Here is a 25,773-nt window from a genome sequence, read left to right on the forward strand (position 1 = left end):
GGCCCGCTTGCAGGCCAATCTTCCGGTCCCGCCGCCTTGCGCCGGCGTCCGGTTTCCGTTGTCACCCCTCGCTGCGTACTGCCGATCGCGATGGGTCAACATGCCCGATCGTAGAGCTGAACGAATGATTTCCCGAAAAAACTATGTCTGATACCCCGAACAATACCGAAGTCGCTGTCACGCCAGACGTGGACGTGCTGGTCGCTGCCGACGCCGTCCCGGCCGTGCGCTTTGCCGATTTCGGCCTGGCGCCGGAAATCCTGCGCGCGCTGACGGACCAGGGCTATGTGCACCCGACGCCGATCCAGGCCGAGGCCATTCCTGTCGTGCTGCAGGGCCGTGACGTCATGGGCGCGGCCCAGACCGGCACCGGCAAGACGGCCGGCTTCTCGCTGCCGATCATCCAGCTGCTGATGCAGCATGCCAATCCGAGCATGTCGCCGGCGCGCCACCCGGTGCGCGCGCTGATCCTCGTGCCGACCCGCGAACTGGCGGTGCAGGTGGCCGAAAACGTCAAGGCCTACGCCAAGCACACGCCGCTGCGCGCCACCGTCGTCTTCGGCGGCATGGACATGAAGCCACAGACCGAGTTGCTGCGCGCCGGTGTCGAGATCGTCATCGCCACGCCGGGCCGCCTGCTGGACCATATCGAGCAAAAGAACGTCAGCCTCGGCCAGGTGCAGATGCTGGTGATGGACGAAGCCGACCGCATGCTCGACATGGGCTTTTTGCCCGACCTGCAGCGCATCATCAACCTGCTGCCGAAGCAGCGCCAGAACCTGATGTTCTCGGCCACGTTCTCGCCCGAGATCAAGAAGCTGGCCAACACCTTCCTGAACAATCCGCTGACCATTGAAGTCGCGCGCAGCAATGCCACCGCCGACAAGGTCACGCAGATCGTCTACAAGGTCGACGAAGGCCAGAAGAGCGACGTCGTCGAGCACCTGATCCGCTCGCGCAACCTCAAGCAGGTGATCATCTTCTCCAACACCAAGATCGGCGCCTCGCGCCTGTCGACGCACCTCGAAAAGCGTGGCATCAAGGCCTCGGCGATCCACGGCGACAAGACGCAGCAGGAACGCATGGCGGCCCTGGACGCGTTCAAGGATGGCGGTGTTGAAGTGCTGGTCGCGACCGACGTCGCCGCCCGCGGCCTGGACATCACCGACCTGCCGGCCGTGATCAACTACGACCTGCCGTACAACGCCGAAGACTACGTGCACCGGATCGGCCGCACGGGCCGCGCCGGCGCTTCGGGCGACGCGCTGTCGGTGTATTCCGAAAAAGACGAGCGCCTGCTGCTCGACATCGAAAAGCTGATCAAGCAGACGATCACGCGCGGCACGCTCGACGGCTTCGTCGCGCCGGCCGGCCGTGGGCGTGATGCTGCTGGCGGCCGTGAATCCGGTCGTGACACTGGCCGCGAGTCTGCCCGTCCACCGCGCGACGCCAGCCGCGAATTCGTGCGCGATGGCAGCCGCGACGCGGCAGCGCCACGCGATACCGAACGCGGCCCGCGCCGCGACGCCGAAGCCGGCCGTGGCGCGCCACGCACACCGCGCACCGGACCTGGCCCGGGTTCGCGCCGCGAGCGCGTCGACCCGTGGTTCCTGAAGCCCTACGAGCCAACCAGCAGCCCGCGCAAGGATCCCGATCCGGTCAACGCACCGGCCAAGCCGGGCAAGCAGAAGCTGGCGTTCCTGCTCGGCGGCGGGCCGAAGTAATCGTTGGTTCGCACGGACGGGTTTCCCGTCCACGCGTTCAAACCAGCCTCAGGGCGCGCGCTTCAACGCCGCCTTGATCCGGTCCAGCAAGTCCTGGTGCTGGTACGGCTTGGCCAGCACGTTCAGGCCGTCGCTGCGCAGGTCCGAGCCTGGCAATTGCTCCATATAGCCGGTCGTGACCAGCACGGGCATCTCGGGCAGCCGGGCGTGCACGCGCTCGATCAGCTCCAGTCCGTTCATTCCCCCCGGCATGATCACATCGGTAAACAGCAGGTCAAACCCCTGGTCGGCATCGAGAATCTCGAGCGCGCGCTCGCCGCTGGGCGCGGCCACCACGTCATACTCCGCCATCTGCAGCATCGCCTCGGCCAGTTCTCGCACGTCGATATTGTCTTCGACCACCAGGATGCGGCAGCGTTGCTTGCCATCGGCGCCCGGTCCCTGCGCCGTTGCGCCGGCGTCCGCAGCCCCCTCGGCCTGGTCAGCCACACGGAAGATCATGCGCACCTGCGTGCCGCGCCCCGGTTCGCTGTCGATGTCCAGGCGGCCATGCGACTGCTGCACGAAACCGTGCACCATCGCCAGGCCCAGACCCGTACCCGGGCCCTTGGTCGTGAAGAACGGCTCGGTCGCACGGCGCCGGACATCGGGCGTCATGCCCTGGCCTTCGTCGACCACGCAGATGCAGACATAGTCGCCGGCGCGCAGCCCCAGCTGGCGGCGCCGCTCTTCGGACAGCACGGTGGTGCCGACCTTGACTGCACCGCCACCAGGCATCGCATCGCGCGCATTGAGCACCACATTGAGCAGCGCCATCTCGAGATAGGTCGGGTCGATCGTGCAGGCCGGCAAGCCCGGCTTGAGGTCGAGCTGCAGGTCGATCTTGTCGCCCAGCGTGCGCACCAGCATGTCGGAAAACTCGACCACAAGGCTGTTCAGGCTCAGGCGCTTCGGCTCGAGCCGCTGCTTGCGTGCAAAGGTCAGCAGTTGCTGGGTGAGCTTGGCCGCCTGCATCGTCGCGCGCTGGGCGCGCCGGATCGGCTCGAGCGCCTTGTGCTGGCGTTCGGTGCCCAGCAGCGCCACGTCCAGGTTGCCGTTGATGACTTGCAGCAGGTTGTTGAAATCGTGCGCCATGCCGGCCGACAGCTGGCCGATCGCTTCCATCTTTTGCGCCTGCAGGAACGATTCCTGTGTCGTGCGGCGCTCGGTGATGTCCATCTGCGACGCAAAGAAAAACAGCAGCTGCCCGTCTTTGTCGAAGATCGGACCGAAGAACAGCGCATTCCAGAACGGCGTGCCGTCGGCTTTGTAGTTCAGCAGGTCGACTGCTACCGCGCGCGCTTCATCGACGGCCTGGCGCAGCTCGGCCACGGTGTTGCGGTCGGTGTCGGGGCCCTGCAGGAAACGGCAGTTGCGGCCCAGGATATCCTGTTGCTTGTAGCCGGTCAGGTCTTCGAACGCGCCGTTGGCGAACACGATCGGGTTGTCGGGCTGGCGCGGGTCGGTGATCAGCATCGGCATGCGGGTCATTTCCACGGCCGCGAAGAAGATGTTGCCGCGCTCGTCCAGGCCGCCGTGCTCGATATAGCTGGCCTGCCAGTGGTTCACACCGGGATTGTCCTCGGTCGGGCCCATCGGATTGACGGCATTGCCCTCGACCTGGCCGGCGGCCGGTACGCCGCGGCTCTGGCCGCCTCCTTGCACATCGAGGTCTTTCTTGAGCGTGTCGTCCTTGGGTGGTCCGAGTACCATGCGTTTCCTTGAAGCGGAGGTTGTGGCCTGTACTTTAATTGGACTGGCAGGCTCGTTTCCGTTCGTGAGCGCACAAACCCCGGGGTTACCTTCAGCGCGGTGCGATTGCGCGCACGAACGGGATGGCTTGCAGGATGCGAATCAACAACGCCGAGATCCCGGCGGCCAGCAGCGTTAGCAGCGGAATGCCGAGCCAGGGGTTGATGAAGCGGTAGTCGATCCCTTTGGCGTCGAGAGCAAACAGGACCCAGACATGGATCAGGTAGACGCCGAAGCTGGTAGCGGCAAACCAGGCAATGCCCCGGTGCCTGAATGTGCCCTCGGGCGCCCACGTTGCACCCAGCGCGCGGAGGGCCACGAAGGCGGCTGCGCCGGCCAGCACCACGAGCGGGCTGGAATAGACATAGAAGGTTTCATTGGCGCCACCAAGCGTATGGCTGCGCCACCAGGTCGCCACCGCGATCGCCACGGACAGCACGATCCACGCGAGCCAGGCGCCGACCACATGCGGGCGGCGCGGCACTGCCGGCAGGTAGCGGTACAGCACGGCGCCCAGCGCCATGTAGCCGGGATACAGATGCAGCGCGGCCCAGTCGATCCCCACCGCCCGGCGCCCGGTCAGCGCGATTTCAAGCGGCACGACGCTGGCTGCGATAAACCAGAAAAACAGGCAGAACAGTTGTATGCGCAGCGTGGTGTTCTGGTGGAATGCTGCCATTACAGGCAGAAAAATGTACACGCCGGCCAGCGCATACAGGTACCACAGGTGGCCCACCACGGGCCCGTTGACGATCAGGGCTGGCCAGTTGGTCTGCTGCTGGCCGGTGTGGCGGAACCACAGGAGATAAAGCACTGACCAGGCTATCAGCGGCAACACGATGCGCCACTCGCGCCGGCCGATCGAAGCGACCGAGTGCTGCCGTGACAGCAGCAACGCACCGCTCAGCATGAAGAACAGGGGCACCGATACGCGCGCGATGCTTTCCCATGCGTTGACCGCCCACCAGTTGCGCTCGCTCATCAGCCCGAATCCCTTGGCGCTGACGTGGATGACGATGACGAGCAGCGTGGCGACGACGCGCATGCCGTCCAGTGCATGGTCACGTGACGGCGTGGCAAGGGGCTGGGTCATATCAGGCCTGAGGGCGGAACGTGAAGGCGCGGTGCAGCGCGAATGTGAGCACGGGACCGAACAGCAGGACCAGCAAAAGTCCGATCAAATAATGCCAGTGCATCGTCTCAGCCAGTGCCGACAGGGCGACGGTCAGCGCCAGGCTGACCATCGATACGGCCAGGAACTTGCGGTAACGCTGCCAGTCAGGTGAAGCATGGAACGTATAGCGGCAGTTGGCGAAGAACGAGACGGTGTTGGCAACGGCAAACCCGGCCACATTGGCCGCGACCGGTCCTGTCAGTCCGGTTTCAACCAGCAGGATCACGGTGCCGGAATGCAGCAGCGTGTTGATCACGCCAATCACGCCGAAGACGAGAAACGCGCGATAGCGGGCCAGCAGGTACCGGAGGCGCTCAGCGAACGTCATCGATGCTTTCGTTGCCGTGTTCTTCGCGTACCAGGTACACCGGGCGGCGCTTGACCTCATGGTAGATGCGGCCGACGTATTCGCCCAGCACGCCGATGCCGATCAGCTGCACGCCGCCCAGAAACATCATGCCGGCCATCAGCGACGGATAGCCCGGTACGTCCGCGCCAACGACGAGGGTGTCGAGCACGATGGTGATGGCGTAGATCAGGGACAGCAGCGAGACGCCCAAACCGATGTAGGTCCAGATCTTCAGTGGGGCGGTCGAGAAGCTGGTGATGCCCTCGAGCGCCAGGTTCCACAGCTTCCAGGCATTGAAGCTCGATTCGCCGGCATGCCGCCTGGCGGGCGTGTACGGCACCGTCACGGTGCGAAAGCCGACCCAGGCGAACAGGCCCTTCATGAAGCGGTGATTCTCCGGCAGCTGGCGCAGCGCCTGTACAACGCGCCGGTCCATCAGGCGAAAGTCGCCCACATCCATCGGCACTTCGACTTTCGAAATCATGTTGTGGAAGCGGTAGAACGACGTGGCTGACAACTTTTGCAGGCGTCCATCGGTGTTGCGGTCGGTGCGCAGCGCCAGCACGACCTCGGCGCCCAGTTCCCACTGCTCGAGCATCTGCGTCAGCAGCTCGGGCGGGTGCTGCAGGTCGGAGTCGATTGGCACCACGGCATCGCCGCTGGCACGGTCCAGGCCCGCCGTCATGGCCGCTTCCTTGCCGAAGTTGCGCGACAGGTCGATCACGCTGACCCACGGGTGGGTGGCGCGTATCTGGAGCAGCTCGTCCCAGGTCGTATCGCGACTGCCGTCATTGACGGCGATAACCTCGAAATCGTACTGCGGCAGCGTGGCCGCCAGCGCCGCCACACGGCGGAAGAACTCATGCACATTGCCCGATTCGTTGTAGAACGGGGCAACCAGGGATACGCGTTTCTTCATGGTTTGTCGTTGGCAAGTGGGATACTGTTACGGCGGCACAGGAACACGATGTTCATGTCGGCGCAGGTAGCGTCATTGCCCATCAGGCGCTCGGCATCGGCCTGAAGAGGGAACAGCTTTTTCTCGAAGGCGACCGCCGTGCTGGCCGGCAGGCGTGAGATGGTCACGCCATAGTTTTCGCATGACTTGGCGGCGCGCGCGATGTAGCCGGTTGAGAGCGGATAGCCGTGCGCGACTGCGTAGCGCATCACTGGAAGCAGTGCATGCGAACCGGCCGTTTCGCCGCAACGGAACGGCGGATAAAAGTGCATGGCGCGCACGCCGGGGCCGAGAAACGCGTTCCAGCGCGCTTCGTCGATCGATGGCGCAGCGTTCTGGGCCACGGTCTGGCGCACGTAATCCTGGTGCGTCTGCAGGTCCCACAGATGCAGCCACACCACCAGCGCCAGCAGCGCGGCCGCGCGCCACGAGGCCAGGTGGCGCGCGGCGCCGACGACGGCGAAGATCACGATCGCGTAGCCGACCGGCCAGAAGAAGCGGCCCGAGGCGCGGAACGTGGTCGTCACGGTTTCCATCCACTCCGGCAATTGCAGCGCGTACAGGCGCGTGTTGCCGAGCCAGACGATATTCGATAGCGCGAAGATCGTGAGCAGCGCCAGCACGCCGAACAGGGCGCCGTGACGGCGCCAGAAGTCCGGCTCGCGCCGCTGCAGGAGCTTGTACGACGTCAGCGCCAGCCCCAGCACGAAGACGCCGAGATAGTTGAATCCTTCGCCCTGGCCGTCGTGCGCCATCGGGTGCACCAGCTGCAGGAGATAGCCGCCATGCAGCGGCGCCAGCAGGTTCATCGAGAAGTAACCGAACCCCCATTCGCGGCTGCTTGCCCCGGGCGGCAGCGGCAGCAACATGATCCACATGCTGGCAAACAGCAGGCCGTAGACGACGACCGGCGCGAGCAACGCATGCCCGATCGAGGCGCGTGTGGCAGGGGCGCGCAGCAGCTGGCGCAGCACGTCGGCGGCGAAGATCGCCGAGGCCATCGTAAACAGGTAGATATTGATGTAGAACGCGCCGATGAGCAGCGGCGTCCAGACCGTGGTGGCCAGCCGCTCAAGGCGCGAGCTGCGCAGATAGACTGCGAACGCGAACACCAGCAGCCATTGCGACATCAGGCTGGTATGCGAGATGCGGAAGGTCAGCGCCGGGAAGCTGGCCAGCAGCAGCGCAAGTGCAGCCAGCGCGGCCCAGTTGCGCACGCGCGCCTCGCGGCAGATCCACCATGCCCCCACGCCTTGCAGCGTGAAGCACAGCGCGATCCACAGGCCGTACGGATTCCAGTAGCCGGCGCCGGGGTGCACCAGCTTGAGCATCAGCGCGTACAGCGGCACCGTGTCGAGGAAGGTGGCCACGGTGCCGTCGGGCGTGTTGAGCGAGTTCAGCCGCAGTAGCGGCCAGTGCCAGGATTCGTGGACGTAGGCATTGAACCCGGCCAGGTACTGCGTGATGTCGGCATTGTCGCGCCACCAGAACGGCGACGTGCCGCGCAGCATCGGGTAGCCGTACAACCACCAGGCGTAGCCCAGGCCCAGTGCGGCGGCCAGCAGCAGGCCGGCGGCGTCGTCCACGCCCAACCAGCTTGCATCGGGCCGCCAGCGTCGGGCGCCGGGCGCTGCGCTGCGAAGCAGCGGCCTCATGGCGCCGGCACGGGCGGGGCTGACCCATCGAGCAGGGCGAGCAGCGCGCGCGCCTGTTCGCGCCAAGTCATCCAGCGCATGCCCTGCGGCGTCGGGTGACGCCCCTCAGCGAACAGCGCCAGCCAGGCACGCACGGCAGCGGCCAGGTCGGCGCCCGCCATGCCGTCAAAATACCAGGCATGGTTGCCGGCGACTTCGCGGAACACCGGCAGGTCGCGCGCCAGCAGCGGCAGTTCGTGGTGCGCGGCTTCGATCAGCGGCAGGCCGAAGCCTTCGCCTTCGCTCGGGAACAGCAGGCAGGTGCTGGCCAGGTAGACCTGTTGCAGCGTGTCGTCGTCGATCCCTTCCAGCCACAGCAGGCGCTGGTTCAGTTCCGGGCTCGCGCGCAGTCGTTCCAGGATGCGCGGCAGCGTGCGCCGGTCGGCGTCGGCCAGGCCCTTCCAGCCTTCGCGGCCGACGATGACCAGATTGACGTCGACGCCGTCGGCCCACAGCTGCTCGAACGCCTCGAGCGCCTGCAGATGGCCCTTGCGCGGCTCGATCGTGCCGACCATCAGGAAGCTGGGGCGGGCTGCGATCTGCTGCACGATGGGCGACGGCGCGGCGTTGGCATGCATGTCGAGTTCGAGGTCGGCGCCCAGGTGCAGGCCGGTGCGCAACTGGCCCTTGCGCGGCGTGATGCCGCGCTCGACCAGCCAGGCATCCAGATCAGCGCACACGGCGTGCGAAATGCAGATCAGGCGGTCGGCTTCGGCCGCCACGCACTCGAGCCAGGCGGCATGCGTGATATCGGCATGCGCCGGGAAGAATTCGGGCCGCAGCACCGGCAGCAGGTCATAGACGACGAAGTTGATCGACACGCCGCGCGCGCGCCAGGCGCCATACAGGCCTCTGCGCGCCGCTTCCATTGCCGCATGCGGCGAGTGGTCGGCGCAGTAATAAATGTCGCCCGCGAGCACGTCCACCACCGGATCCGGACCTTGCAGCACGGCCTCGATGCCAAGCAGCTGGGCCGCGTAGTTGCGCGCGTACCGGTAGTGCGGCTGTTCACCGCTGTTGTCCAGGTAGACCGGCTCGATCCGGTAGCCGATGGCGCCCAGTTGCAGCAGTTCCATCAACTGGTTGCGCACCACGCGTTCGATGCCGGTCTTGAGATCGTTGCGCGCAATGGTCGTCACGTCCAGCAGCAACTGGCGCGGCTGGAGCGGATCGGGTGCGCGCGCCACCGAGCGCGCAAGGCGCTGGAGCATCGCGTCGTCAGGTTCGAGGCCGGGCGTGGCGAGCAGGGCGCGGCTCAGGGCGCGCCCGTCCACGCGGCGGCGGCGCGCGTCGTGTTCCAGCGCCGCCTTGTACATCAGGCCGACGCGTTCCGGGCTGTTGCGCGTACCCATCAGCGTGAAGCCGGCGCGGGCCAGCGCCAGCCGGCGCGCATCGTCGGTGCGCAGGGTTTCAAGCGCGTCGACCAGTTGCTCTTGCGCGAACATGTCCGGCAGCATCCACACGGCGTCGTGCGGGAACTCGGCCATCGCGCCATTGGCATTGACGACGGTCGGCAAGCCGTAAATCATGCAGTCGAGGATCGTGCCCGAGGTTTCGCCACGTGAACCGGTGCGCAGTTGTACGCCGACGTCGGCTGCCTGCAGATAGCGGAAGTAATCCTCGTCCGACGTCCAGCCCGAAATCCGCACGCGCCCGGCGCCGGCGGCGGCGATGGTCTCGCTCATCTGGCGGCCATAGTCGCCGCCGTGGTTGGCGCCAACGAACACCAGGTGGCAGGCGCGGTCGGCGTGCAGGCTAGAGGCGATCCAGGCCTGCAGCAGGGCCATGCAATGCTTGGTCGGCGCAATGAACCCGAAATTGCAGACCACGAAATCATCGGCGCCGATCCCCAGCGCGCGGCGCGCACCGGCGCGGTCGTTTTCCAGCGGCACGGCGCGCGGCAACTGCGCCTGGCTCCAGTCGGCGCCGGCCTGCGGGCCGTACCAGTTGCGCGCCAGCTGGCGCGCATACTCGGAATGCACGATCACGTGGCTGGCATCCTGCAGGATTTCCAGGTTGCCCGGCCAGTCGTGCTTGGCCTGCTCCAGACCGTCCGGCGCCACGCTGGCCTGCACTGCGGCGTAGCCGTGCGAATGCAGCAGGCTGCGGGTCCAGATGCCCGGCATCGCGCCGGTGATCTGCTCGTACGAGAGCATGCTGCTCAAGAAGAAGTCGTGCAGGACCACCACGCCCGGATGGCGCTGCAGCAGCGGCACCATGTGGCTGTGATACGGGCTGTTGCCGAACTGGTAGACGATGTGCTGGTAGCGCTCCGGGTGCTGGTCGAGCCAGGCCGGCGGATGCTGTGGCAGGTGCGCCAGTTCCGGCGGCAGCACGACCTCGGACTGCTGGACGATCAGTTCCACCTCGAAGTGCGGCAGCAGTGCCGGCAGCACGCGCACCGCGTAATCGGCGATGCCGGTGCGTTCCGGTGGCAGCGGCGACAGGAACGCAATGCGCGGTTTGGCCGATGCGGCAATTGGCGTGGCAGGTTGCGCCACGTGGGCTTCAAGTGCGGCGATCGCGCGCTGCGCACTGTGGTTCCAGCTGAACTTGCGGGCCTGGACGGCGCCATGCGCGCGCAGGCGCGCCTGCAGCGCCGGGTCGCCCAGTACGGCGGCAATGCGTTCGGCGATGGCGGCCGGCTTGCGGCCGTCGAACAGTGCGTCAGGATTGCCGATCACTTCAGGAATGCTGGTGCTGTCGGCGCCGATCACCGGCGCGCCGCAGGCCATTGCCTCGAGTGCCGGCAGGCCGAAGCCTTCGTGCAGCGACGGGAACACGAACAGCGCGGCGCTGCGATACAGGTCGATCAGGTCGGCGTCGCTCAGGTAGCCGGTCAGGACCAGTTCGTCCGCAGCCAGGTTGTTCTGGCGCGCCAGTTGTTCGAGGCGATGCCGTTCGTCGTCATTGATCTTGCCGGCGATGACCAGCTGGTGCGCGGCGCGCAGTGGCGCCGGCAGCAGGCCCCAGGCAGCAATCAGGCCGTCGATATTCTTGCGGGCGTCGAAGCCGCCCGGCGCGCACATCAGGGCAGGGCGCACGATCCCGAAACGGGCGCGCAGCGCCGCCAGGTGGTCCGGGTCAAGTGCGGCCGGGTGGAAGGTCTCGTCCACGGCGGTCGAGATCGACACCACGCGCGACGGATCCAGGCCGAGCGCGTCAATCGCTTCCTGGCGCGAGTAGTCCGAGATCGCCAAGAGCAGGCCGGCCTGGCGCAGCGACGCGATCTTGCGATCGTAGTAGCTGCGCTGTTCGGGCTGGCGCAGGTATTGCTGCGGCTTGAGGAAGGGGATCAGGTCATACAGCACGGCAGCGGTGGCGGCGCCATCGTCGAACTGGCCGATCGAGACCACGGCGTCGTCCACATAGCCTTCGAACAGACTGGTGACGAGCACCGCGTCCGGGCGCAGCTGGGCGATGGCATATTCGCGCAGCAGCTCGCCGGCGCGCGCGCGCGGCGAGTTCACCGGATGCACTTCGGCGCTGTTGCCAGCGCCATCGAACAGGCAGATGCGCTCCGGCGGCACCAGGCCGGCGAATGCCTGGCGGATGTCCGCGACGGCTTCACCCAGCGCTGCGTTCAGGACCAGCCACACCTCGTGCGGGCCGGCGTTGCGCGCCACGCCCAGCGCCAATGCCAGCGAGTAGCGCCCGATGCCGCGGTAGCGGCTTTCCGACTGGGCGCCCTGGAGATCAATGACTATCCGCATCGCTGGTCCTTGCCTGATTCTGTTTCGATTGATTTTGCAATTGCTGCAACTGCTGATAGACACGCGCCGCACGTGGCGACAGTTCGCCGGGTTGCGTGTCGAGCACCACCGGGGTGGCGCTGCTCTGGTCCAGCATGAGCTTGTAGAGGCGCGCTTCGAGCGCCGGCACCTTGCGCAGCACGGCTCGTACCGCGCGCTTCATGGCAGGCCGGCGCAGCACGGCGCCGCCCAGGCGCCGGGTCAGGCGCATTGCGCGCGAACGGGCTGCGCTGCCGAGGCGCCCTTCGCGCTGCGCATTGCGCAGCCGGTAGGCGAGCGTCATGGCGCTGCGCATTGGTGCGGTGACGCGCCACGAGCTGCTGGCGAGCAGGTCGACCACGCGCTGCGACATCTCGGTCGCATACGCTTCGGCCTGGGCCAGGCGCGCTTCCTGGCGCGCCGCTTGCTGGCGCAATTCGTCGAGCTGTTGTGCCAGCTGGGCGCCGTGCTGCGCGAACTGCTGCTGCTGCAGTGCAAGGCCCGCATGCGCCTTCGCCAGTTCGACGGTATGCGCCCGTTCGTCCGCCAGGTCGCGCGCCGTGTGGCTCGCCTCAAGGCCCATGCGGCCCAGGATGTGGTGGATCTCGGCGTGCTGGCCGGCCAGTTGTTGTTCATAGCGCTGCGACAGCGCGCTGAGCGTGACGCCCAGCGGCGCGTCGAAGGCGGCATCGAACGTCGCCAGCAGCGCCGGCCCGGCGGTTTTTTGCGCTACCACCGCGTAATCGGGGCTGACGCCTTCGAGCACGGTGATCAGGCCCACCGGCGCGTCCGTGTGCAGCTGCGGGTCTTCCTGCAGGCGCACGATGCGGTGGCGCGCAAAACCCGCGTGGTCGGCGGCAAAGCCGAGCAGGCCTGGCGGCAGCGGATGCAGGTGCGATGGATCGAGGTAGAAGCTGGTAGCGCCGACCGTGAGGTTCTCGGGGTTGGGCGTTTCCATGATCAACAGGCCGCCAGGCTTGAGCGCGCGCAGCGCTTCGGCGATCAGTTCGCGCACCAGGTCGAACGGCAGGTGCTCGACCAGGTGGAAGGCCGATACCAGCGCCAGGCTGGCATCCGGGCAGGCGCGCAGCGCCGCCAGCGCGTCGGCATGGCGCGCGGCCAGGCCGCGTTCGTGGCAGGCCGCCAACATGCCATCGTCGAGGTCCACGCCTTCGGCCCGGAAGCCGTTCTCGCCCAGCAGTTCGAGCCATTCGCCGCGGCCGCACCCCAGGTCAAGCGCCACCGGCTCGCCCGGCAGCGTGCGCAGGGTATCGGTGAAGCGGGCATAGGCGCGCAGCCGCTCCTTGATGACGTCGCGCGAGCCGCGATAGCGGTCTTCGAACGCGCGGTAGAACGTGGTCTGGCTCATCGCTGGATCTCCACTTGTGGCTCGAGCCAGCTGCTGCCGACAAATTCGCGCCGGTTCATGTTCATGACCATGAAGATGGCCGCCAGGTCGCGCCACTCGTAGTTATCGGCCAGGTGCGTTTCGCTGCTGGTCAGCGCGGTGGTGACCGAATAGCTGCCCGGGCCCAGGTTCAGCGGGAAGCGGAAGCGGTACTCGATGACTTCGCCCGCGCGCAGCTGCGTCAGTGCCTGGTCGAGGTAATGGGTGTTGGTGCCGAAGATCTGCTGGCCCAGCCGGTCCTTGATCATGTAGCCGAGCACCAGGCGCGGCAGGTTCTTGTTGACCTGGACGCGGATGCGCAGCGTGGCCGGGATGCCGACATTGAGCATTTCCAGCGACTGGCCGGCCTCGTTCTCGAGCGCCACATCGATCACGCTCGCGCTGCCATTGCCGGACGTGGTGCGCACCCGCCCCTCGGGCGTGCGTACCTGCTCGACGGTGCTGCCTTCGCGTTCAGCGATCAGCGCGTTGTAGTAATCCATGACTTCTTCGGGCGTGCCCTGCTTGGCCAGGCGGCCGCTGTCGAGCAGGATCGCGCGGTCGCAGATCGACTGCATGGCGGCGCGGTCGTGGCTGACGATCAGCAGCGTCGTGCCCTGCTTGCGGAATTCGCGGATGCGCTCGAAGCTCTTGTGCTGGAAGTACGCATCGCCCACCGACAGCGCTTCGTCGACGATCAGCACGTCGGGCCGGCGCACGGTAGCCACGCTGAAGGCCAGGCGCATCTGCATGCCCGACGAATACACCCGCACCGGCTGGTCGATGTAGTCGCCGATTTCGGCGAACGACTCGATCTGCGGCATCAGCGTGGCGATCTCGTCGACCGCCAGGCCCAGCAACTGGCCGGCCATGAACACGTTCTGGCGTCCTGTGAAGTCGGGGTGGAAGCCCATCCCGAGTTCGAGCAGGGCAGCTACCCGGCCGCTGATCGAGACGCTGCCGCTGGTGGGCTGGGCCGTGCCCGTGATCAGCTTGAGCAGCGTGCTCTTGCCGGCGCCGTTGATGCCGATGATGCCGACCGCGTCGCCCGGCGCCAGCTGGAAGTTGATGTCCTGCAAAACCCACTTGAGCTTGTGGCGTGGTTTGTTACCGGGCAGCACCCACTCGGCCAGGCGGCTCCAGCGGTTGCCATACTGCTTGTAGGCCTTGCCCAGGTCCTTGACGATAATCGCGCCCATTACAATTCATCCACCATTTCACCCGCACGCTTGCGGAACAGGTGCATGCCCAGCATGCACAGCAGCACGGACAGCACGGTCACGGGAATCAGGCTCTCCCAGTGCGGCAGTTCGCCGTGCAACAGAATGCCCTGATAAGCCTGCACCACCGACGCCATCGGATTCCAGACCAGCAGCGGGCGTACTTCGGCCGGCAATGCCGTCACCGGATAGACGACGGGCGTGAACCAGAACCAGAACTGCAGCAGGATCGCGAAGAACTGGCCAACGTCACGGAAGAACACGTTGAGCACGCCCAGCACCATCGCCAGGCCGATCGAGAACATGATCTGGATCGCCAGCACCGGCAGCAGCGCCAGCGCGCTCCAGCCCGGGAAGGCATCGGTCGCGACCAGGAACACGAGGAACAGGCCGAAGATGATCGCGAAATTGACCAGCGCGTTGAGCACCACCACGATCGGCAGGCAGATGCGTGGAAATTGCAGCTTCTTGATCAGGTTGGCATGTTCGAGAAAGACGTTCTGCCCGCGCGTGGTGATCTCGGCAAACAGGCCCCAGGTCAGCACGCCCGCGCACAGGTAGATGCTGTAGGCAAAGTTGCCGGTGCCGCCCGGAAGGCGGGTGCCCATCACCTGCGAAAAGATCACCGTGTAGACGATGATCATGGCCAGCGGATTGAGCACCGTCCATGCTGCGCCGAGCAGCGAATTGCGGTACTTGGCCTGGAATTCGCGGCGGACGCTACCCGCGATGAAACCGCGGTAACGCCACACGCCGCCCAACATATTTCGGGAAATCATAGGTAGAAAACGCTGCTCAATGCATCGGGAATCGGGGTCGCGCGAGACGCGTCCAGTGGCGAAAAAAATGGGGATAAGTCGTCGATTATAACATGGCAAGTATCGCCATTTGACACGTGGCAGGGTGTCACAAGTTTCTACGGCGCACTACAAATGGTGACATTTTGATGAGGCAGGCAGCCGCATGGCGCCCGCACGGCGGCGCGTGCGGTTCAGCCCTGGATCAGCTTTTGCAGCTCTTCCGGCTTGACGATGGTGATGCGGTGCGCGCCTTTTTCGATGATGCCTTGCTGCACCAGTGCCAGCAATGCGCGCGTCACGGTTTCGCGGCTGGTATTGATCATGTTGGCGATATCCTGGTGGGTCGGCAGGTTTTCGACCACATGAACGTCACCGTCCTTCTTTTCCTTGAGCAGGTCGAGGAAGGTGAAGATGCGACGCGACGTGTTGTGAATGCTGAGCAAGGCACGAAATTCGGAATCGCGCTGCACTTTTTCGGCCAGGAAGCGCAGCATCTGGTTGGCCACCGACGGCGAGTGCGAAAACAGGTGCAGGGCAATCGCGCGCGGCAGCAGGGCCACCAGCACCGTTGAGAGTGCCACGACGGATGCCGAGCGCATCGAGCCGTTGATCACGGCAATTTCACCAAAAAAGTCGCCCGGCTGCAACAGGCGGAGACCGATTGCCCGGCCGTCCTCAGTAATGTCGATCACCTGCAGCGAACCGGTGAGCAGGAATAGCAGGCTGTCGCCCGGTGCGCCTTTTTGCAGCACGATTTCGCGCTTGGTGTACTGGCGGATCCGGATATGCGACTTGACCTGCAGGATCTCTTCGTCGGTCAGGTTCGAAAGTAGCGGAATCTTGCGCAAATGGATGTGCAGATTGACTTCTTGCGGTACCGGATTGGCGTCCATTACTGCGCCTGGGTCGGGCACGAGTTCGCTCGGGGCGATCTCGGCGTCGTTCTTGCGTTTGTTCGAAGATGTCATCGGTATCTCATCGTGCAATGTCGGTCGCTTGTATCAGCCGGCCTGGACCAGTACGAAAACCAGCGCCACCAGTGCGATGCCCGCTGCATTGGCTGCCATGTCGCGCCAGCAAAAATTACGGCCAGGTACGCGTTTTTGCAGCACTTCAATCACAAAGCCTGCCACCAGCAGACCGGTCAGCCAGAACGCACGCAGTGTCCAGTCCGGTTCGATGCGCAGGGCCAGCGTTGTCAGTAACGCAAAGGCCCCAAAGTGCAACAGCTTGTCGTGGGGAAGCGGAGGAATCCATCCCGCAGGAAGCAAGCAACCGAGGACGACCGCGCCAGAGGCGGCTATGAAGACTATCAATTCCCAGGACATCATCCGCCTAAGTTTGTGTACACCGAAACCCGGCATCAGAAATTATCCCAACGCAGGCTCAGCTGCAGGGCACGGCTATTATATTGGAAGAGCGAAATGTTCTCTTTATTAAACGTGCCGCGCCATTCCAGCACCAGGCTCGTGTGGGACCGGAGGTTCCACTGGCCGGCAGCACGCACGGTCGTCATGTTCTGCTTGCGCCGCGCCTCGATCAACCCGGCGGAATAGATGTCGGCGCTGCGCCAGTGCTGATGGCTCAGCCCCGCTTCGAGGATCAGACGCTCCGACACTTCGCCATACCATTGCACGCTGCCGAACCAGCCTTCACGATCGCCGCCCGGGCGGCTCGTGCTGCTGTCGTCATGCAGCCGCGTCAGGGTGGCCTGGGTCAGGTGGCGTTTGTTGCGATAGCCTAGGATGCCTCCCAGCTCCATGGTATTGCCATCATAGGCCGGGCGCGTCGGGTAGCTGACCCGACTGGCATTGCCCGAAAACGCGAACTCGACCTCGGACGGTAGCCCAAGCGGCGGACTCACGCGTGCCTGGAGTTGCTGCTGTCGTTGGTAAAGCGTGCGATCCAGCGTCACCGCGCCGAGTGCGGCCGTGCCGCGCACACGCCAGGCGCCCGGGGTCCAGGTCTGCTCAATCGCACCGAGCAGCGACGTGGTGTCGAGGTCGCGCTCGCGGTCGTGCCAGCGCGAATACACTTGCACGATGGCATTCGTGGTGGACCCGGCCCCGGCTGCGGTCACCGGGCGCAGCCATGACGCCGATAGCTGGTTGAAGCCATCAGAACGTGGCAGGAAGGCCGGCGACAGTTCGTAATCTGTCTGTTCGCTGCCGGTGCCGATGGCGAAGCGCGGATTGCTGGCGCCCTGATTGACATTGTCGTCGTAGCCGCGGGTGGCCGCGAGCAGCCAGGCGCCACCGCGCGCGGCCGGCTTGCGGCACCCGCGCTGACGGTAGTGAGCGATTGCTTCGAGAATCCCGGCTGGGGGCTGGAACCGGCGTTCGACTTCGCTGAACAGGCGCTCCGCTTCGCTCGTATTGCCCAGTTCGCACTGGCTGATTGCCAGGTCGAGCCAGGCGCCGGCGTGCCTGGGCTGCTGGCCGACAAACTGCTGCAGCATGCGTGACGCTTCTTCGGTGTGGCCCTCATCGAGCAGGCGCAGCGCTTCGCGGTAGAGCGCATCCTCCGGATCGGCTTCGGCGCCTGTTGCCGGCGTGCCCAGCGTCTGCTGGGCATAGGAGGGCACGGTAAAGGCCGTGCCCGCCAGTGCGATGGTCAGGGCTGCGAACTTGCGAGGAAAAAACATCATGCCGCACCTTCCAGCGTGTACACGCGTGTCGGACGGCCTTTGCCGCGCAACTGGCGTTCGCCCAGCAGCAGCAACTGATGACGGCGGCTCAATGCAGCCGTACCTTCGCCGACGATGACGTCATGGGGATAGTCGCGCGCCGCCTGCTCCAGACGGGCAGCCGTGTTGACGCTGTCGCCGACGGCCGTATAAATGCTGCGTGCGGCGGTGCCGTAGTCGCCTGCCATCGCGGCGCCGCTCTCGATGCCGATGCGCACCCGCAGCGGCGGCTTGCCGAGCGCCACGCGCGTGGCCGAGAACTGGGCCACCTCGTGCACGATGCGCGCGGCGGCGTCCAGCGCCAGGTCGGCGTGGTCCAGGTTCGGCAGCGGTGCGCCCCAGAACGCCACGAGACCATCGCCGGTGTACTTGTCGAGTGTGCCTCGGTGAGCCAGCACCGGCCGTGTCAGGCACTCAAGGAAGTCGGTCGTCAGGCGCGCAGCTTCTTCCAGCGTCAGCGTTTCGACCTGGCTCGTGTAGCCTTCCATGTCGGCCACCAGCGTTGTCACATCGAGGCGGCGCGGTGCCAGCGGGTCGTTCAGGCCACTGCGCAGCAATTCGTCGACGACTTCGCCAGCCACGTATTGACGCAGCGTGCCGAGCAGCTGGCGTGAGCGGCGCTGCGACATTTCCCAATGAAATGGTACTGCCACCGCAAGCAGGTATAGGCTGCAGAATAGCGGACCGGCCGGTGCGAAAGCAGGGTCGCGCGGTACCAACAGCCAGGCGATCGGCAACCACAGCAGTGAGGTGGCGCCCAGCAGCAGAGCGTTGCTGGCAGCGGACAAGCGGGGCAGGGTGGCGCCGGTAATTGCCACCATCACGAGCGTAAACAGAAAGGCAATCGATTTGCCCGGCAGCGGCGTTGGCGCCAGGCTCTGTTGCCGATCAAGCAAGGTACTCAGCATGGCGGCATGCACCAGCAGGCCCGGACTCGACGCACCGAGCGGGGTTGCGATGCGGTCGCCAATGCTCAGCGACGACGAGCCGATCAGTACCAAGCGGTCGCGCGCCATGCCGACGGGCATACGCCCTGTCAGCACGTCGGTCGCTTTGATCACCTCGTAGGCATTCCAGTCCCGGGCGTAGGGAATCCGTTCCACGCTGCGCAAGGGCGGCAGTGGCGCAACACCCGTTCCGCAGCACTGCAGCAGGGCCAGCGACAAGGTGGGATAGTTGCGGCCGCCAAACGCAGTCTGCATCGGCAAGCGCCGCAAGGTGCCGTCCGCATCAGGCAGCACGCCGATATTGCCCGCGTAGCGGGCTTGCGCGAGTCCCGGATGGTTGGCCAGATAGCCAAGGGCAGTCATCGCCTGCTTGCTGCTGCCGGCCACGGGCGTGCCGCCGATCAGTTGGCCGCCAGATAATGGGCTTTCTGCATGTACGTAATCGAACATCTGGGCCAGCACCAGCGGACCGTGGCTTGCCAGCATCGCCAAACGCACGTCACCATCGACGTCAGCCGGTTTTTCCATCAGGATGTCCAGCGCGACGCCGCGCGCGCCGTCGCCCAGCGCCAGTTCGGCCAGGTCGGCGATGCGCGCCCGAGGCCATGGCCATGGCAGTTGGGCCACGCTGCTCTCATCGATGTCAACCACCAGCACGCGCCGTTCAGGCTCGCTGCTGGCCTGCAATTGAATGAGTGTGTCGCGCATCCACTCGTCTGCCGCCGAGCCGGCACCGTCATGCCATTGCAGCCACCCCGCCAGAACGAGCGCGCCGGATGCAATCAGCCAGCGCAGGACGCTGGTATCGCGCAGGAACGTGCGCACAGGTGCGGAAATTCTCATGGATCGGATGGGCAAGGCTGGACGCACTTGGCAGTGTAAGGACGGTCGAGCGCGAAGTATAACGATTAGTCGTGCGCTAGAGAAATGTTAGCTTGTGTCCCCGTTTGTTTAATAATTGTAATATGTGATGGGAGTCACAGACTTTAGCAGCTGTGCCCGGACAATGCTAGGTGAGGAGAAATTTATGCTACTAAAGATCGCATTGGCTGCAGGTTCGCTGTGTTTGTTTGCCCACAGCGCGGTTGCGGCCGAGGCAGGCAAGGTCGTCTTCGTCACTGGTGAAGTCCAGGTGGGCGGACGTGCGGCCATGCAGGACGGCGCTGTACAGGAAGGCGATCGCCTCACGACGGGCGCCGACGGCTACGTCTACGTCAAGACGGTCGACAACGGCTTCCTGATCCTGCGCCCCAACAGCGCGGCGCGGGTGGTGGCCTATTCGATCGACAAGAACGATCCTTCCAAAACCCAGGTCAAACTCGAACTGACCAAGGGCGTTGCACGCGCGATTTCAGGGCAGGGCGTGCAGCAGGCCAAGCAGAACTTCCGTTTCAATACGCCCGTGGCTGCGATCGGCGTGCGCGGCACCGACTTCACCGTGTACACCGACCAGCAGACCAGCCGTGTGTCGGTTGTCTCGGGCGGCGTGGTGATGAGCGGCTTTGGCGCCAACTGCCTGGCTGCCGGCACTGGACCGTGTGAAGGGCGCAACGCGAAGGAGTTGTTCGCAAGCCAGCGGGGCTTGCTGTTGCAGGTTGACCGCAATAACAACATTCCACAGGTGATGCAAAACCCGGCACTGGCACCGGACCAGACCGAAAAGCCACGCGGGGATGAACCGGCAGCCAAGCAGGCCGCACCGTCGACGCCGATGACACAGGTCAATCTGGATCCGAAACGTGCGCAGTCAATTGACAAAGCTCGCCCAGCGCCATTACCAGAAACGGTGACTCCCGTTGTGCCTGAGCCTGTAGTTGTGGGGCCGCCGGTGATGGTCGTCGAACCAGTGGTACCTGTCACTCCTGCAGTGCCTGTCATTCCAGTGCCAGTAAAACCGGCTGTTCCTGAAATATTTTGGGGGCGCTGGCAAGCAATTGCGGGTAAAGGAGTAAAGCTTGGCCGGGTTGGTGACGCAGATGTGGAATTGGCAACGTATTATGGTTCTTATGCAATTACTCGCTTGAAAAATTCAGCGTTGGTAATGCCAAAAGAAGGAATGGCTGCCTTCAGGCTGACAAATAGTGAAGCGATTATGACGAACGTTGGCGGCAGCCGGTTTGCCACGGTAGAAGACGGGCAGCTGAGTATGGACTTTGCGAAGCATACCTTCGATACGGTGCTGACGGTAAAGGCCGGACTTGATCGCGCAAATGTAGTTGGCAGTGGCATCATTACCGATAAAGGGATGCTCTATCACGATAGTCGCTCAGAAACCCTCATCTATGGTTATCTAGGGGGGGCTAATGCTGAGCAAGCTGGATATATTTTCAGGAATACCAGCACGCCCGGGATTACCGTCACAGGTGCTACGTTGTGGAATCGCTAATAAAATCAGTCTTCTTGCATTAAATTTGCTGTATATTTAAGCAGTCATTGATACAAAATGTAAGAAATTCGTATTTGCGCGTTAAAAAACTGGGAATTGTGACGTCCATCACAACAAAAAATCCCTGATCTGGCAATATACGTCGCAGTTCTGCAATAGGAGTTCACAAACGTTGATGCGGTTGTGAACAGCAGACTTGGTTATAACCACTCTTAAAGGATTCAACATCATGGCAGCACAAGATTACACCGCAGTAGTGCAGCAACTGTACGTTTCGTACTTCGGCCGCCCAGCTGATTACTTCGGCCTGCAGAACTTCTCGGCTCAGCTCGATGCAATGGGCGCACCGAAGACCTTCGCTGCTCTGCAAGCTGCTGTTGGCGCCAACGGTGCCTCGCCATTGGCGCAGCTGGTGAACAGCTTCAACAATTCGGCTGAGTCGGTTGCTCTGTACGGCAACGACAATTCGCAGATCGGCGTGTCGAAATTCGTCGCTGCCATCTACCAAAACGTCCTGGGTCGCGAAGCTGACACCGCTGGCTTCAATTTCTGGGTCAACGCCATCTCGTCGGGCACCCTGTCGAAGGCTAACGCCGCTGCTGCCATCACCGCAGCTGCTTCGACCAACACGTCGGCTCAAGGCATGCAGGATGCAATCACCGTCGCTAACAAGCTGACCGTTGCTACCACCTTCACCGCTGCCCTGGACACCCCAACCGAGTTCAACGCCTACGCTGGCGACGCTGCTGCCGCTACCGGTCGTTCGCTGCTGCAAGGCGTGAGCAACACCACCGACGTGACCGCGTATCAAGCTAACATCGACGACGCGATCAACACGATCGTGAACGTTGCTGTTCCAGGCAACACGTCGGCGCTGACTGTTGGCGTCGACACCCTGGTCGGCACCGCAGGCGATGACGTGTTCAACGCCATCCCTCTGAATGCAACCGGCGTCGCGACCGACACCCTGGGCGCATTCGACTCGATCGACGGCGGCGCAGGCAAGGACACGCTGAACATCTATACTGATGGCATCAAGAACGTTGACCAAACCGGCACCGTGAAGAACGTTGAAACCATCAACATCTTCAACGCTGAAAGCGGCACGCTGTTCGGTGGCACTTCGGTCGATGCATCGAAATTCTCGGGCGCATCTGCTGTGTGGCAAATCGGCCGTGCTGCTGACGTCACCAATGTCGGTGCTTCGACCACCGCTGGCTTCCGTGCAATCGCTGCTGCTGATCTGTCGGTAACCGGTTCGGCTTCGATCGTCTCGGTCGCTCTGGACAACCTGTCCGGCACCGATACCAACAACGTCGCTGCACTGGCCGTTGCTGGTACCAAACTGACCGGCGTAACCCTGTCGGGCGCACTGGTTGACAACGAAGATTACACTGGTGACGACGCAGCATCGGTCGCACTGACCGCAACGCTTGCCAAAGATGCACAGACCTTCACGCTGAACACCGCGCTGAACACCACGCTGGTCGTCAACGAAGGCGTTGACGCTACCAAAGAAATCACCACGATCGCTGCTGCTGCCTCGACCGGCAACATCACGTTCGTTGGCGATGCAGACGTTGCGACCATTACCACTGGCTCCGGCGTTGATACCGTCACTCTGGCAACCGAGTTCAGCAGCACTGTCAAAGCAGCTTCGCTGAACACCGGCGCTGGTAATGACGTCATCACCGTTTCGGCAGTTGCAGGCGGCGTTACCGACGGCGCTGTCACTGTTGATGCAGGCGCTGGCAATGACAAGGTCACTGTCAACCTGGTCACCGGCGTGAAATACAACGTCACCGGCGGCGCGGGCGACGACCTGATCACCCTGGTCGGCACTGTCAAAACCGGCGACGTCATCGACGGCGGCGAAGGCAAGGACACGATCGGTCTGACTGGCAAGGCTGCATACGTCGCCGATGACTACCTGGTCTACACCAAAGTCCTGAAAAACTTTGAAGCGATCAAGTTCTCGACCACTGCTGGTGCCACCACCACGGCACTGGATGCGTCGCAAGTCGCAGCCTTCAAGGAATTCACCTTTGACGATGGTGGCTTCATCACCAAAGTCGCAGCTGACCAATCGGTATGGACCGGTGGTGACCTGACTGTGCAAGCAGCAGGTTATACCGCTGCTACCACTGGTGCACCTAGCACCACCGTGTACTCGACCGACACCGCCACTGGCGCCCTGAAAGTCGAAGCAACTGCCGATGCGACCGTGACGGCAAAAGCTGCAAGCATTGCCCTGACCGTAACCGCAGGTGAAGCTGCTACCGCTGCTATCCTGACCGGCGACGTGAAAACCGCAACCGTTGCACTGGCAAATGGTGTTGACGCTGATGATGCACAAACCCTCGCAACCGTGTCGGTGACCACTGCTACCTCTGCAACTACTGGTCCATACACCTCGCTGGGTGGTCTGACCTCGCTGACCCTGACCGGTAACGGTTCGGCAACTGTGGTCAATGGCACGAAGCTGATCAACGTTGACGCGTCCGGTCTGGCAAGCGTGGATGTCGATGGCGAAGCTGCTGCTGGCCTGAACTACACCTCGACCAACACTGCTGCTGAAACCATCAAGCTGGGTGCTGGCATCGACGTCATCACGCTGAGCGCATCGACCTACGGCGGCATCGGTGCTGCCCACGCATGGGACACCGTCACTGGCCTGAACCTGGTGCTGAATACCGCTGGCACTGCCATCGATAGCGCAGCTTCGGATTCGCTGGTTATTGGCTCCGGTTCTGTGACCGCTGCCAAGTTCACTTCGACCGAAACGGATATCGACCTGGTGCTGAAAGCAGCTGCTGCTGCCAACAACACCGACGCCGCGCACAACACCCTGGTGTTCGCGTTCGGTGGCGATACCTACATCATGCAAGACACTGTTTCGAACGGCCTGATCGATGCAAACGATATCGTCGTCAAGCTGACTGGCCTGATCAATCAAGATGCACTGATCCTGGAACTGAACACGCCAATCGTTCCTTAATCAGCTAGTCTGATTTAGCAATAGAGCCCCGCTGCCGCAAGGCAGCGGGGCTTTTTGTATGTGAGGGGTTGGTTTCATTTCATCATGGTGAACGCGTGAGATAGTTGTATTTCTACACGTGATCAGGTCCAAGCAGGACGCGATGGCACGAGTTCTGTACCATTTAGTGTTAATTTCAATAACTGATAGTGCTACCATTATGTAATTCTTATTATGTTTGGAGCACAAATGTCGGACTGGACCGGTGGTTATGTTGCAGATATTGGATATACGCATGGTTATTACGTCGAACTGAACCCGCAACGTATCAAACTGGCGTTTCTCAGGGCTGGCCTGGCTTTTCCAGAGTGTGCAAATGCATGTGAGCTCGGCTTCGGTCAGGGCATGAGTAGCAATCTTCATGCTGCAGGATCGGTAACGAGCTGGTACGGTACCGACTTCAACCCTTCCCAGGCCGGTTTCGCCCAGCAATTGGCTGCATCGTCGGGTGCATCGGCCCACTTGTATGACGAAGCCTTTGCGGACTTTTGTAGTCGCCCCGACTTGCCGCAATTTGATTTCATCGGACTACATGGTATCTGGAGCTGGATCTCGGACGAGAACAGGTGCCTGATTACCGACTTTGTACGCCGAAAACTGAAAGTCGGCGGCGTACTGTACGTCAGTTACAACACACAACCAGGCTGGGCGGCGATGGCACCCATGCGTGACCTGCTGGTCGAGCATGCAGAGCTAATGGGTGCGCCGGGAAATGGCATCGTGCCGCGTATTGACGCTTCGCTCGATTTTGCCGAAAAACTACTGGGCATGGGAGCCCGCTACGGCGTCGTCAATCCACAGGTTGCAGAGAGAATAAAAGCCCTCAAGGGTCAGAACCGCAATTACGTCGCCCACGAATACTTCAATCGCGACTGGGTGCCGATGTCGTTCTCCAAAATGAAGAACTGGCTTGACGATGCAAAGCTCACATTCGCTTGTTCGGCCTCGTATCTTGATCACGTTGATCCCATCAATTTGACAACTGAACAGCAACAGATGCTCAAGGAAATTCCAGACGCCGAATTCCGTGAATCGGTCCGTGATTTCATGGTCAATCAGCAATTTCGGCGCGATTATTGGGTACGTGGGCCGCGTCAACTGTCGACGCTGGAGCGTGTCGAGCAGTTGCGTCACCAGCGTGTGGTGCTAGTTGCAATGAGAGAAGATATCAAATTGAAGGTGGCGGGGGTGCTCGGTGAGGCTGACCTGCTGGAGAAGATTTACCGGCCACTGTTCGATCTGCTGGCAGACTACAAAATTCACACGGTACATGAGATCGAACGTGCACTGTCGAGTCTCGTCGACTTTGACGGCGTGCTTCAGGCTTTAATGATACTGGCGGGAAATGGTAGTGTGCACCTCGCCCAAGATGACGCTACTATCAAAGCGGCAGCCAAGCAGTCGACGCGACTGAATAACGCATTGTGCAGCCAAGCTCGCTATTCGGATGCAGTGTCGGCATTGAGCTCGCCGGTGACAGGCGGGGGCATCGCCGTGAACAGGTTCGAACAAATTTTCTTGTTGGGCCACAAGGAAGCGCCGGGAAAGACAGATAGCTGGGCAGCTTACTTGCTACAAGTTCTTGCAGCCCAAGGGCAGCGAATGCTCGTCAACGGCAAAGTGCCTGAATCGAGTGAAGCCGAGCATCTTGCTGCGGTGGGTCTTGCAGAGAAATTTTTGGCCCAGCGCCTGCCAATACTCAAAGCCTTACATGTTCAATGCTGACAATGCCGCTATCATACCGGGCGTAGTACTGGGTTGAAGGCATACTGACAACGTTTTTACATAGTCATTGTCTATCTAAAATTTGATCACCTTCTATCGCAGTGTTAAAAGGTCAGGCATTTTGTCTGACCTTTTTTCGTTACCACAACGAATCAACGAATCCG

General features: G+C 63.0%; 17 protein-coding genes. 4 read left to right on the plus strand and 13 right to left on the minus strand.

The annotated features are described in order from the left end of the window. Positions 1-143 precede the first annotated feature (143 nt). Positions 144-1,724, plus strand: a complete 1,581-nt coding sequence (locus AC56LV_RS17145) for a DEAD/DEAH box helicase (protein ID WP_499559371.1) — start codon at positions 144-146, stop codon at positions 1,722-1,724. A 48-nt stretch (positions 1,725-1,772) separates the two neighbouring features. On the opposite strand, the gene AC56LV_RS17150 is transcribed toward AC56LV_RS17145, so the two are convergent. From AC56LV_RS17150 to AC56LV_RS17210, 13 genes are all read right to left on the minus strand, one after another. Further along, positions 1,773-3,476: a PAS domain-containing protein gene (locus AC56LV_RS17150; protein WP_499559373.1), complete on the minus strand. Its 1,704-nt coding sequence runs from the start codon at positions 3,474-3,476 to the stop codon at positions 1,773-1,775. Between the two features lie 91 nt (positions 3,477-3,567). Then, complete coding sequence (locus AC56LV_RS17155) at positions 3,568-4,608, minus strand: acyltransferase (protein WP_499559375.1); 1,041 nt, start codon at positions 4,606-4,608, stop codon at positions 3,568-3,570. A gap of 1 nt (position 4,609) precedes the next feature. Next, the gene (locus AC56LV_RS17160) at positions 4,610-5,017 is read right to left on the minus strand and encodes a GtrA family protein (RefSeq protein ID WP_499559377.1); all 408 of its coding nucleotides are present in this window, start codon (positions 5,015-5,017) and stop codon (positions 4,610-4,612) included. Further along, a complete protein-coding gene (locus AC56LV_RS17165; RefSeq protein ID WP_499559379.1) occupies positions 5,004-5,957 on the minus strand; it encodes a glycosyltransferase family 2 protein in 954 nt (317 codons plus the stop codon). The genes AC56LV_RS17160 and AC56LV_RS17165 overlap by 14 nt, the downstream gene beginning before the upstream one ends. Then, positions 5,954-7,651 (minus strand): DUF6311 domain-containing protein, encoded by a 1,698-nt coding sequence (locus tag AC56LV_RS17170; RefSeq protein WP_499559381.1) that lies wholly within the window; start codon positions 7,649-7,651, stop codon positions 5,954-5,956. Before AC56LV_RS17170 ends, AC56LV_RS17165 begins: the two co-directional genes overlap by 4 nt. Further along, positions 7,648-11,403 carry a glycosyltransferase gene (locus AC56LV_RS17175; RefSeq protein WP_499559383.1) on the minus strand — a complete coding sequence of 1,252 codons (3,756 nt, stop codon included), beginning with the start codon at positions 11,401-11,403 and terminating at the stop codon, positions 7,648-7,650. The genes AC56LV_RS17170 and AC56LV_RS17175 overlap by 4 nt, the downstream gene beginning before the upstream one ends. Beyond that, positions 11,387-12,790: a class I SAM-dependent methyltransferase gene (locus AC56LV_RS17180; protein ID WP_499559384.1), complete on the minus strand. Its 1,404-nt coding sequence runs from the start codon at positions 12,788-12,790 to the stop codon at positions 11,387-11,389. Before AC56LV_RS17180 ends, AC56LV_RS17175 begins: the two co-directional genes overlap by 17 nt. Then, positions 12,787-14,007 (minus strand): ABC transporter ATP-binding protein, encoded by a 1,221-nt coding sequence (locus AC56LV_RS17185; RefSeq protein WP_499559386.1) that lies wholly within the window; start codon positions 14,005-14,007, stop codon positions 12,787-12,789. Before AC56LV_RS17185 ends, AC56LV_RS17180 begins: the two co-directional genes overlap by 4 nt. Beyond that, entirely contained in the window at positions 14,007-14,807 is an 801-nt protein-coding gene (locus AC56LV_RS17190; protein ID WP_499559388.1) for an ABC transporter permease, read from the minus strand. The genes AC56LV_RS17185 and AC56LV_RS17190 overlap by 1 nt, the downstream gene beginning before the upstream one ends. Before the next feature lie 212 nt (positions 14,808-15,019). After that, positions 15,020-15,796, minus strand: a complete 777-nt coding sequence (locus tag AC56LV_RS17195) for a Crp/Fnr family transcriptional regulator (RefSeq protein ID WP_499559389.1) — start codon at positions 15,794-15,796, stop codon at positions 15,020-15,022. A gap of 33 nt (positions 15,797-15,829) precedes the next feature. Further along, positions 15,830-16,159, minus strand: a complete 330-nt coding sequence (locus tag AC56LV_RS17200) for a VanZ family protein (protein WP_499559391.1) — start codon at positions 16,157-16,159, stop codon at positions 15,830-15,832. 32 nt (positions 16,160-16,191) lie between these two features. Continuing rightward, positions 16,192-17,475: a tetratricopeptide repeat protein gene (locus AC56LV_RS17205; RefSeq protein ID WP_499559393.1), complete on the minus strand. Its 1,284-nt coding sequence runs from the start codon at positions 17,473-17,475 to the stop codon at positions 16,192-16,194. Then, positions 17,472-19,304, minus strand: a complete 1,833-nt coding sequence (locus AC56LV_RS17210) for a CHASE2 domain-containing protein (RefSeq protein WP_499559395.1) — start codon at positions 19,302-19,304, stop codon at positions 17,472-17,474. The genes AC56LV_RS17205 and AC56LV_RS17210 overlap by 4 nt, the downstream gene beginning before the upstream one ends. A 184-nt stretch (positions 19,305-19,488) precedes the next feature. Here AC56LV_RS17210 and AC56LV_RS17215 point away from each other — a divergent pair, with 184 nt between their 5' ends. The 3 genes from AC56LV_RS17215 to AC56LV_RS17225 all read left to right on the plus strand — a co-directional run bounded on the left by AC56LV_RS17215 (position 19,489) and on the right by AC56LV_RS17225 (position 25,609). Further along, positions 19,489-20,847 carry a FecR family protein gene (locus AC56LV_RS17215; protein ID WP_499559397.1) on the plus strand — a complete coding sequence of 453 codons (1,359 nt, stop codon included), beginning with the start codon at positions 19,489-19,491 and terminating at the stop codon, positions 20,845-20,847. A gap of 412 nt (positions 20,848-21,259) precedes the next feature. Further along, positions 21,260-23,845, plus strand: coding sequence for a DUF4214 domain-containing protein (locus tag AC56LV_RS17220; protein WP_499559399.1), 2,586 nt, complete (start codon positions 21,260-21,262; stop codon positions 23,843-23,845). 228 nt (positions 23,846-24,073) lie between these two features. Continuing rightward, positions 24,074-25,609, plus strand: coding sequence for a class I SAM-dependent methyltransferase (locus tag AC56LV_RS17225; protein WP_499559401.1), 1,536 nt, complete (start codon positions 24,074-24,076; stop codon positions 25,607-25,609). Positions 25,610-25,773 lie beyond the last annotated feature (164 nt).

The organism is Telluria sp. RB2R28 (assembly GCF_059685835.1).

What these genes read in the sequence shown, in the direction of transcription:
- AC56LV_RS17145 (WP_499559371.1), top strand. Translation starts at nt 144, where the DNA reads ATGTCTGATACCCCGAACAATACCGAAGTCGCTGTCACGCCAGACGTG.
- AC56LV_RS17150 (WP_499559373.1), bottom strand. Translation starts at nt 3,476, where the DNA reads ATGGTACTCGGACCACCCAAGGACGACACGCTCAAGAAAGACCTCGAT.
- AC56LV_RS17155 (WP_499559375.1), bottom strand. Translation starts at nt 4,608, where the DNA reads ATGACCCAGCCCCTTGCCACGCCGTCACGTGACCATGCACTGGACGGC.
- AC56LV_RS17160 (WP_499559377.1), bottom strand. Translation starts at nt 5,017, where the DNA reads ATGACGTTCGCTGAGCGCCTCCGGTACCTGCTGGCCCGCTATCGCGCG.
- AC56LV_RS17165 (WP_499559379.1), bottom strand. Translation starts at nt 5,957, where the DNA reads ATGAAGAAACGCGTATCCCTGGTTGCCCCGTTCTACAACGAATCGGGC.
- AC56LV_RS17170 (WP_499559381.1), bottom strand. Translation starts at nt 7,651, where the DNA reads ATGAGGCCGCTGCTTCGCAGCGCAGCGCCCGGCGCCCGACGCTGGCGG.
- AC56LV_RS17175 (WP_499559383.1), bottom strand. Translation starts at nt 11,403, where the DNA reads ATGCGGATAGTCATTGATCTCCAGGGCGCCCAGTCGGAAAGCCGCTAC.
- AC56LV_RS17180 (WP_499559384.1), bottom strand. Translation starts at nt 12,790, where the DNA reads ATGAGCCAGACCACGTTCTACCGCGCGTTCGAAGACCGCTATCGCGGC.
- AC56LV_RS17185 (WP_499559386.1), bottom strand. Translation starts at nt 14,007, where the DNA reads ATGGGCGCGATTATCGTCAAGGACCTGGGCAAGGCCTACAAGCAGTAT.
- AC56LV_RS17190 (WP_499559388.1), bottom strand. Translation starts at nt 14,807, where the DNA reads ATGATTTCCCGAAATATGTTGGGCGGCGTGTGGCGTTACCGCGGTTTC.
- AC56LV_RS17195 (WP_499559389.1), bottom strand. Translation starts at nt 15,796, where the DNA reads ATGACATCTTCGAACAAACGCAAGAACGACGCCGAGATCGCCCCGAGC.
- AC56LV_RS17200 (WP_499559391.1), bottom strand. Translation starts at nt 16,159, where the DNA reads ATGATGTCCTGGGAATTGATAGTCTTCATAGCCGCCTCTGGCGCGGTC.
- AC56LV_RS17205 (WP_499559393.1), bottom strand. Translation starts at nt 17,475, where the DNA reads ATGATGTTTTTTCCTCGCAAGTTCGCAGCCCTGACCATCGCACTGGCG.
- AC56LV_RS17210 (WP_499559395.1), bottom strand. Translation starts at nt 19,304, where the DNA reads ATGAGAATTTCCGCACCTGTGCGCACGTTCCTGCGCGATACCAGCGTC.
- AC56LV_RS17215 (WP_499559397.1), top strand. Translation starts at nt 19,489, where the DNA reads ATGCTACTAAAGATCGCATTGGCTGCAGGTTCGCTGTGTTTGTTTGCC.
- AC56LV_RS17225 (WP_499559401.1), top strand. Translation starts at nt 24,074, where the DNA reads ATGTCGGACTGGACCGGTGGTTATGTTGCAGATATTGGATATACGCAT.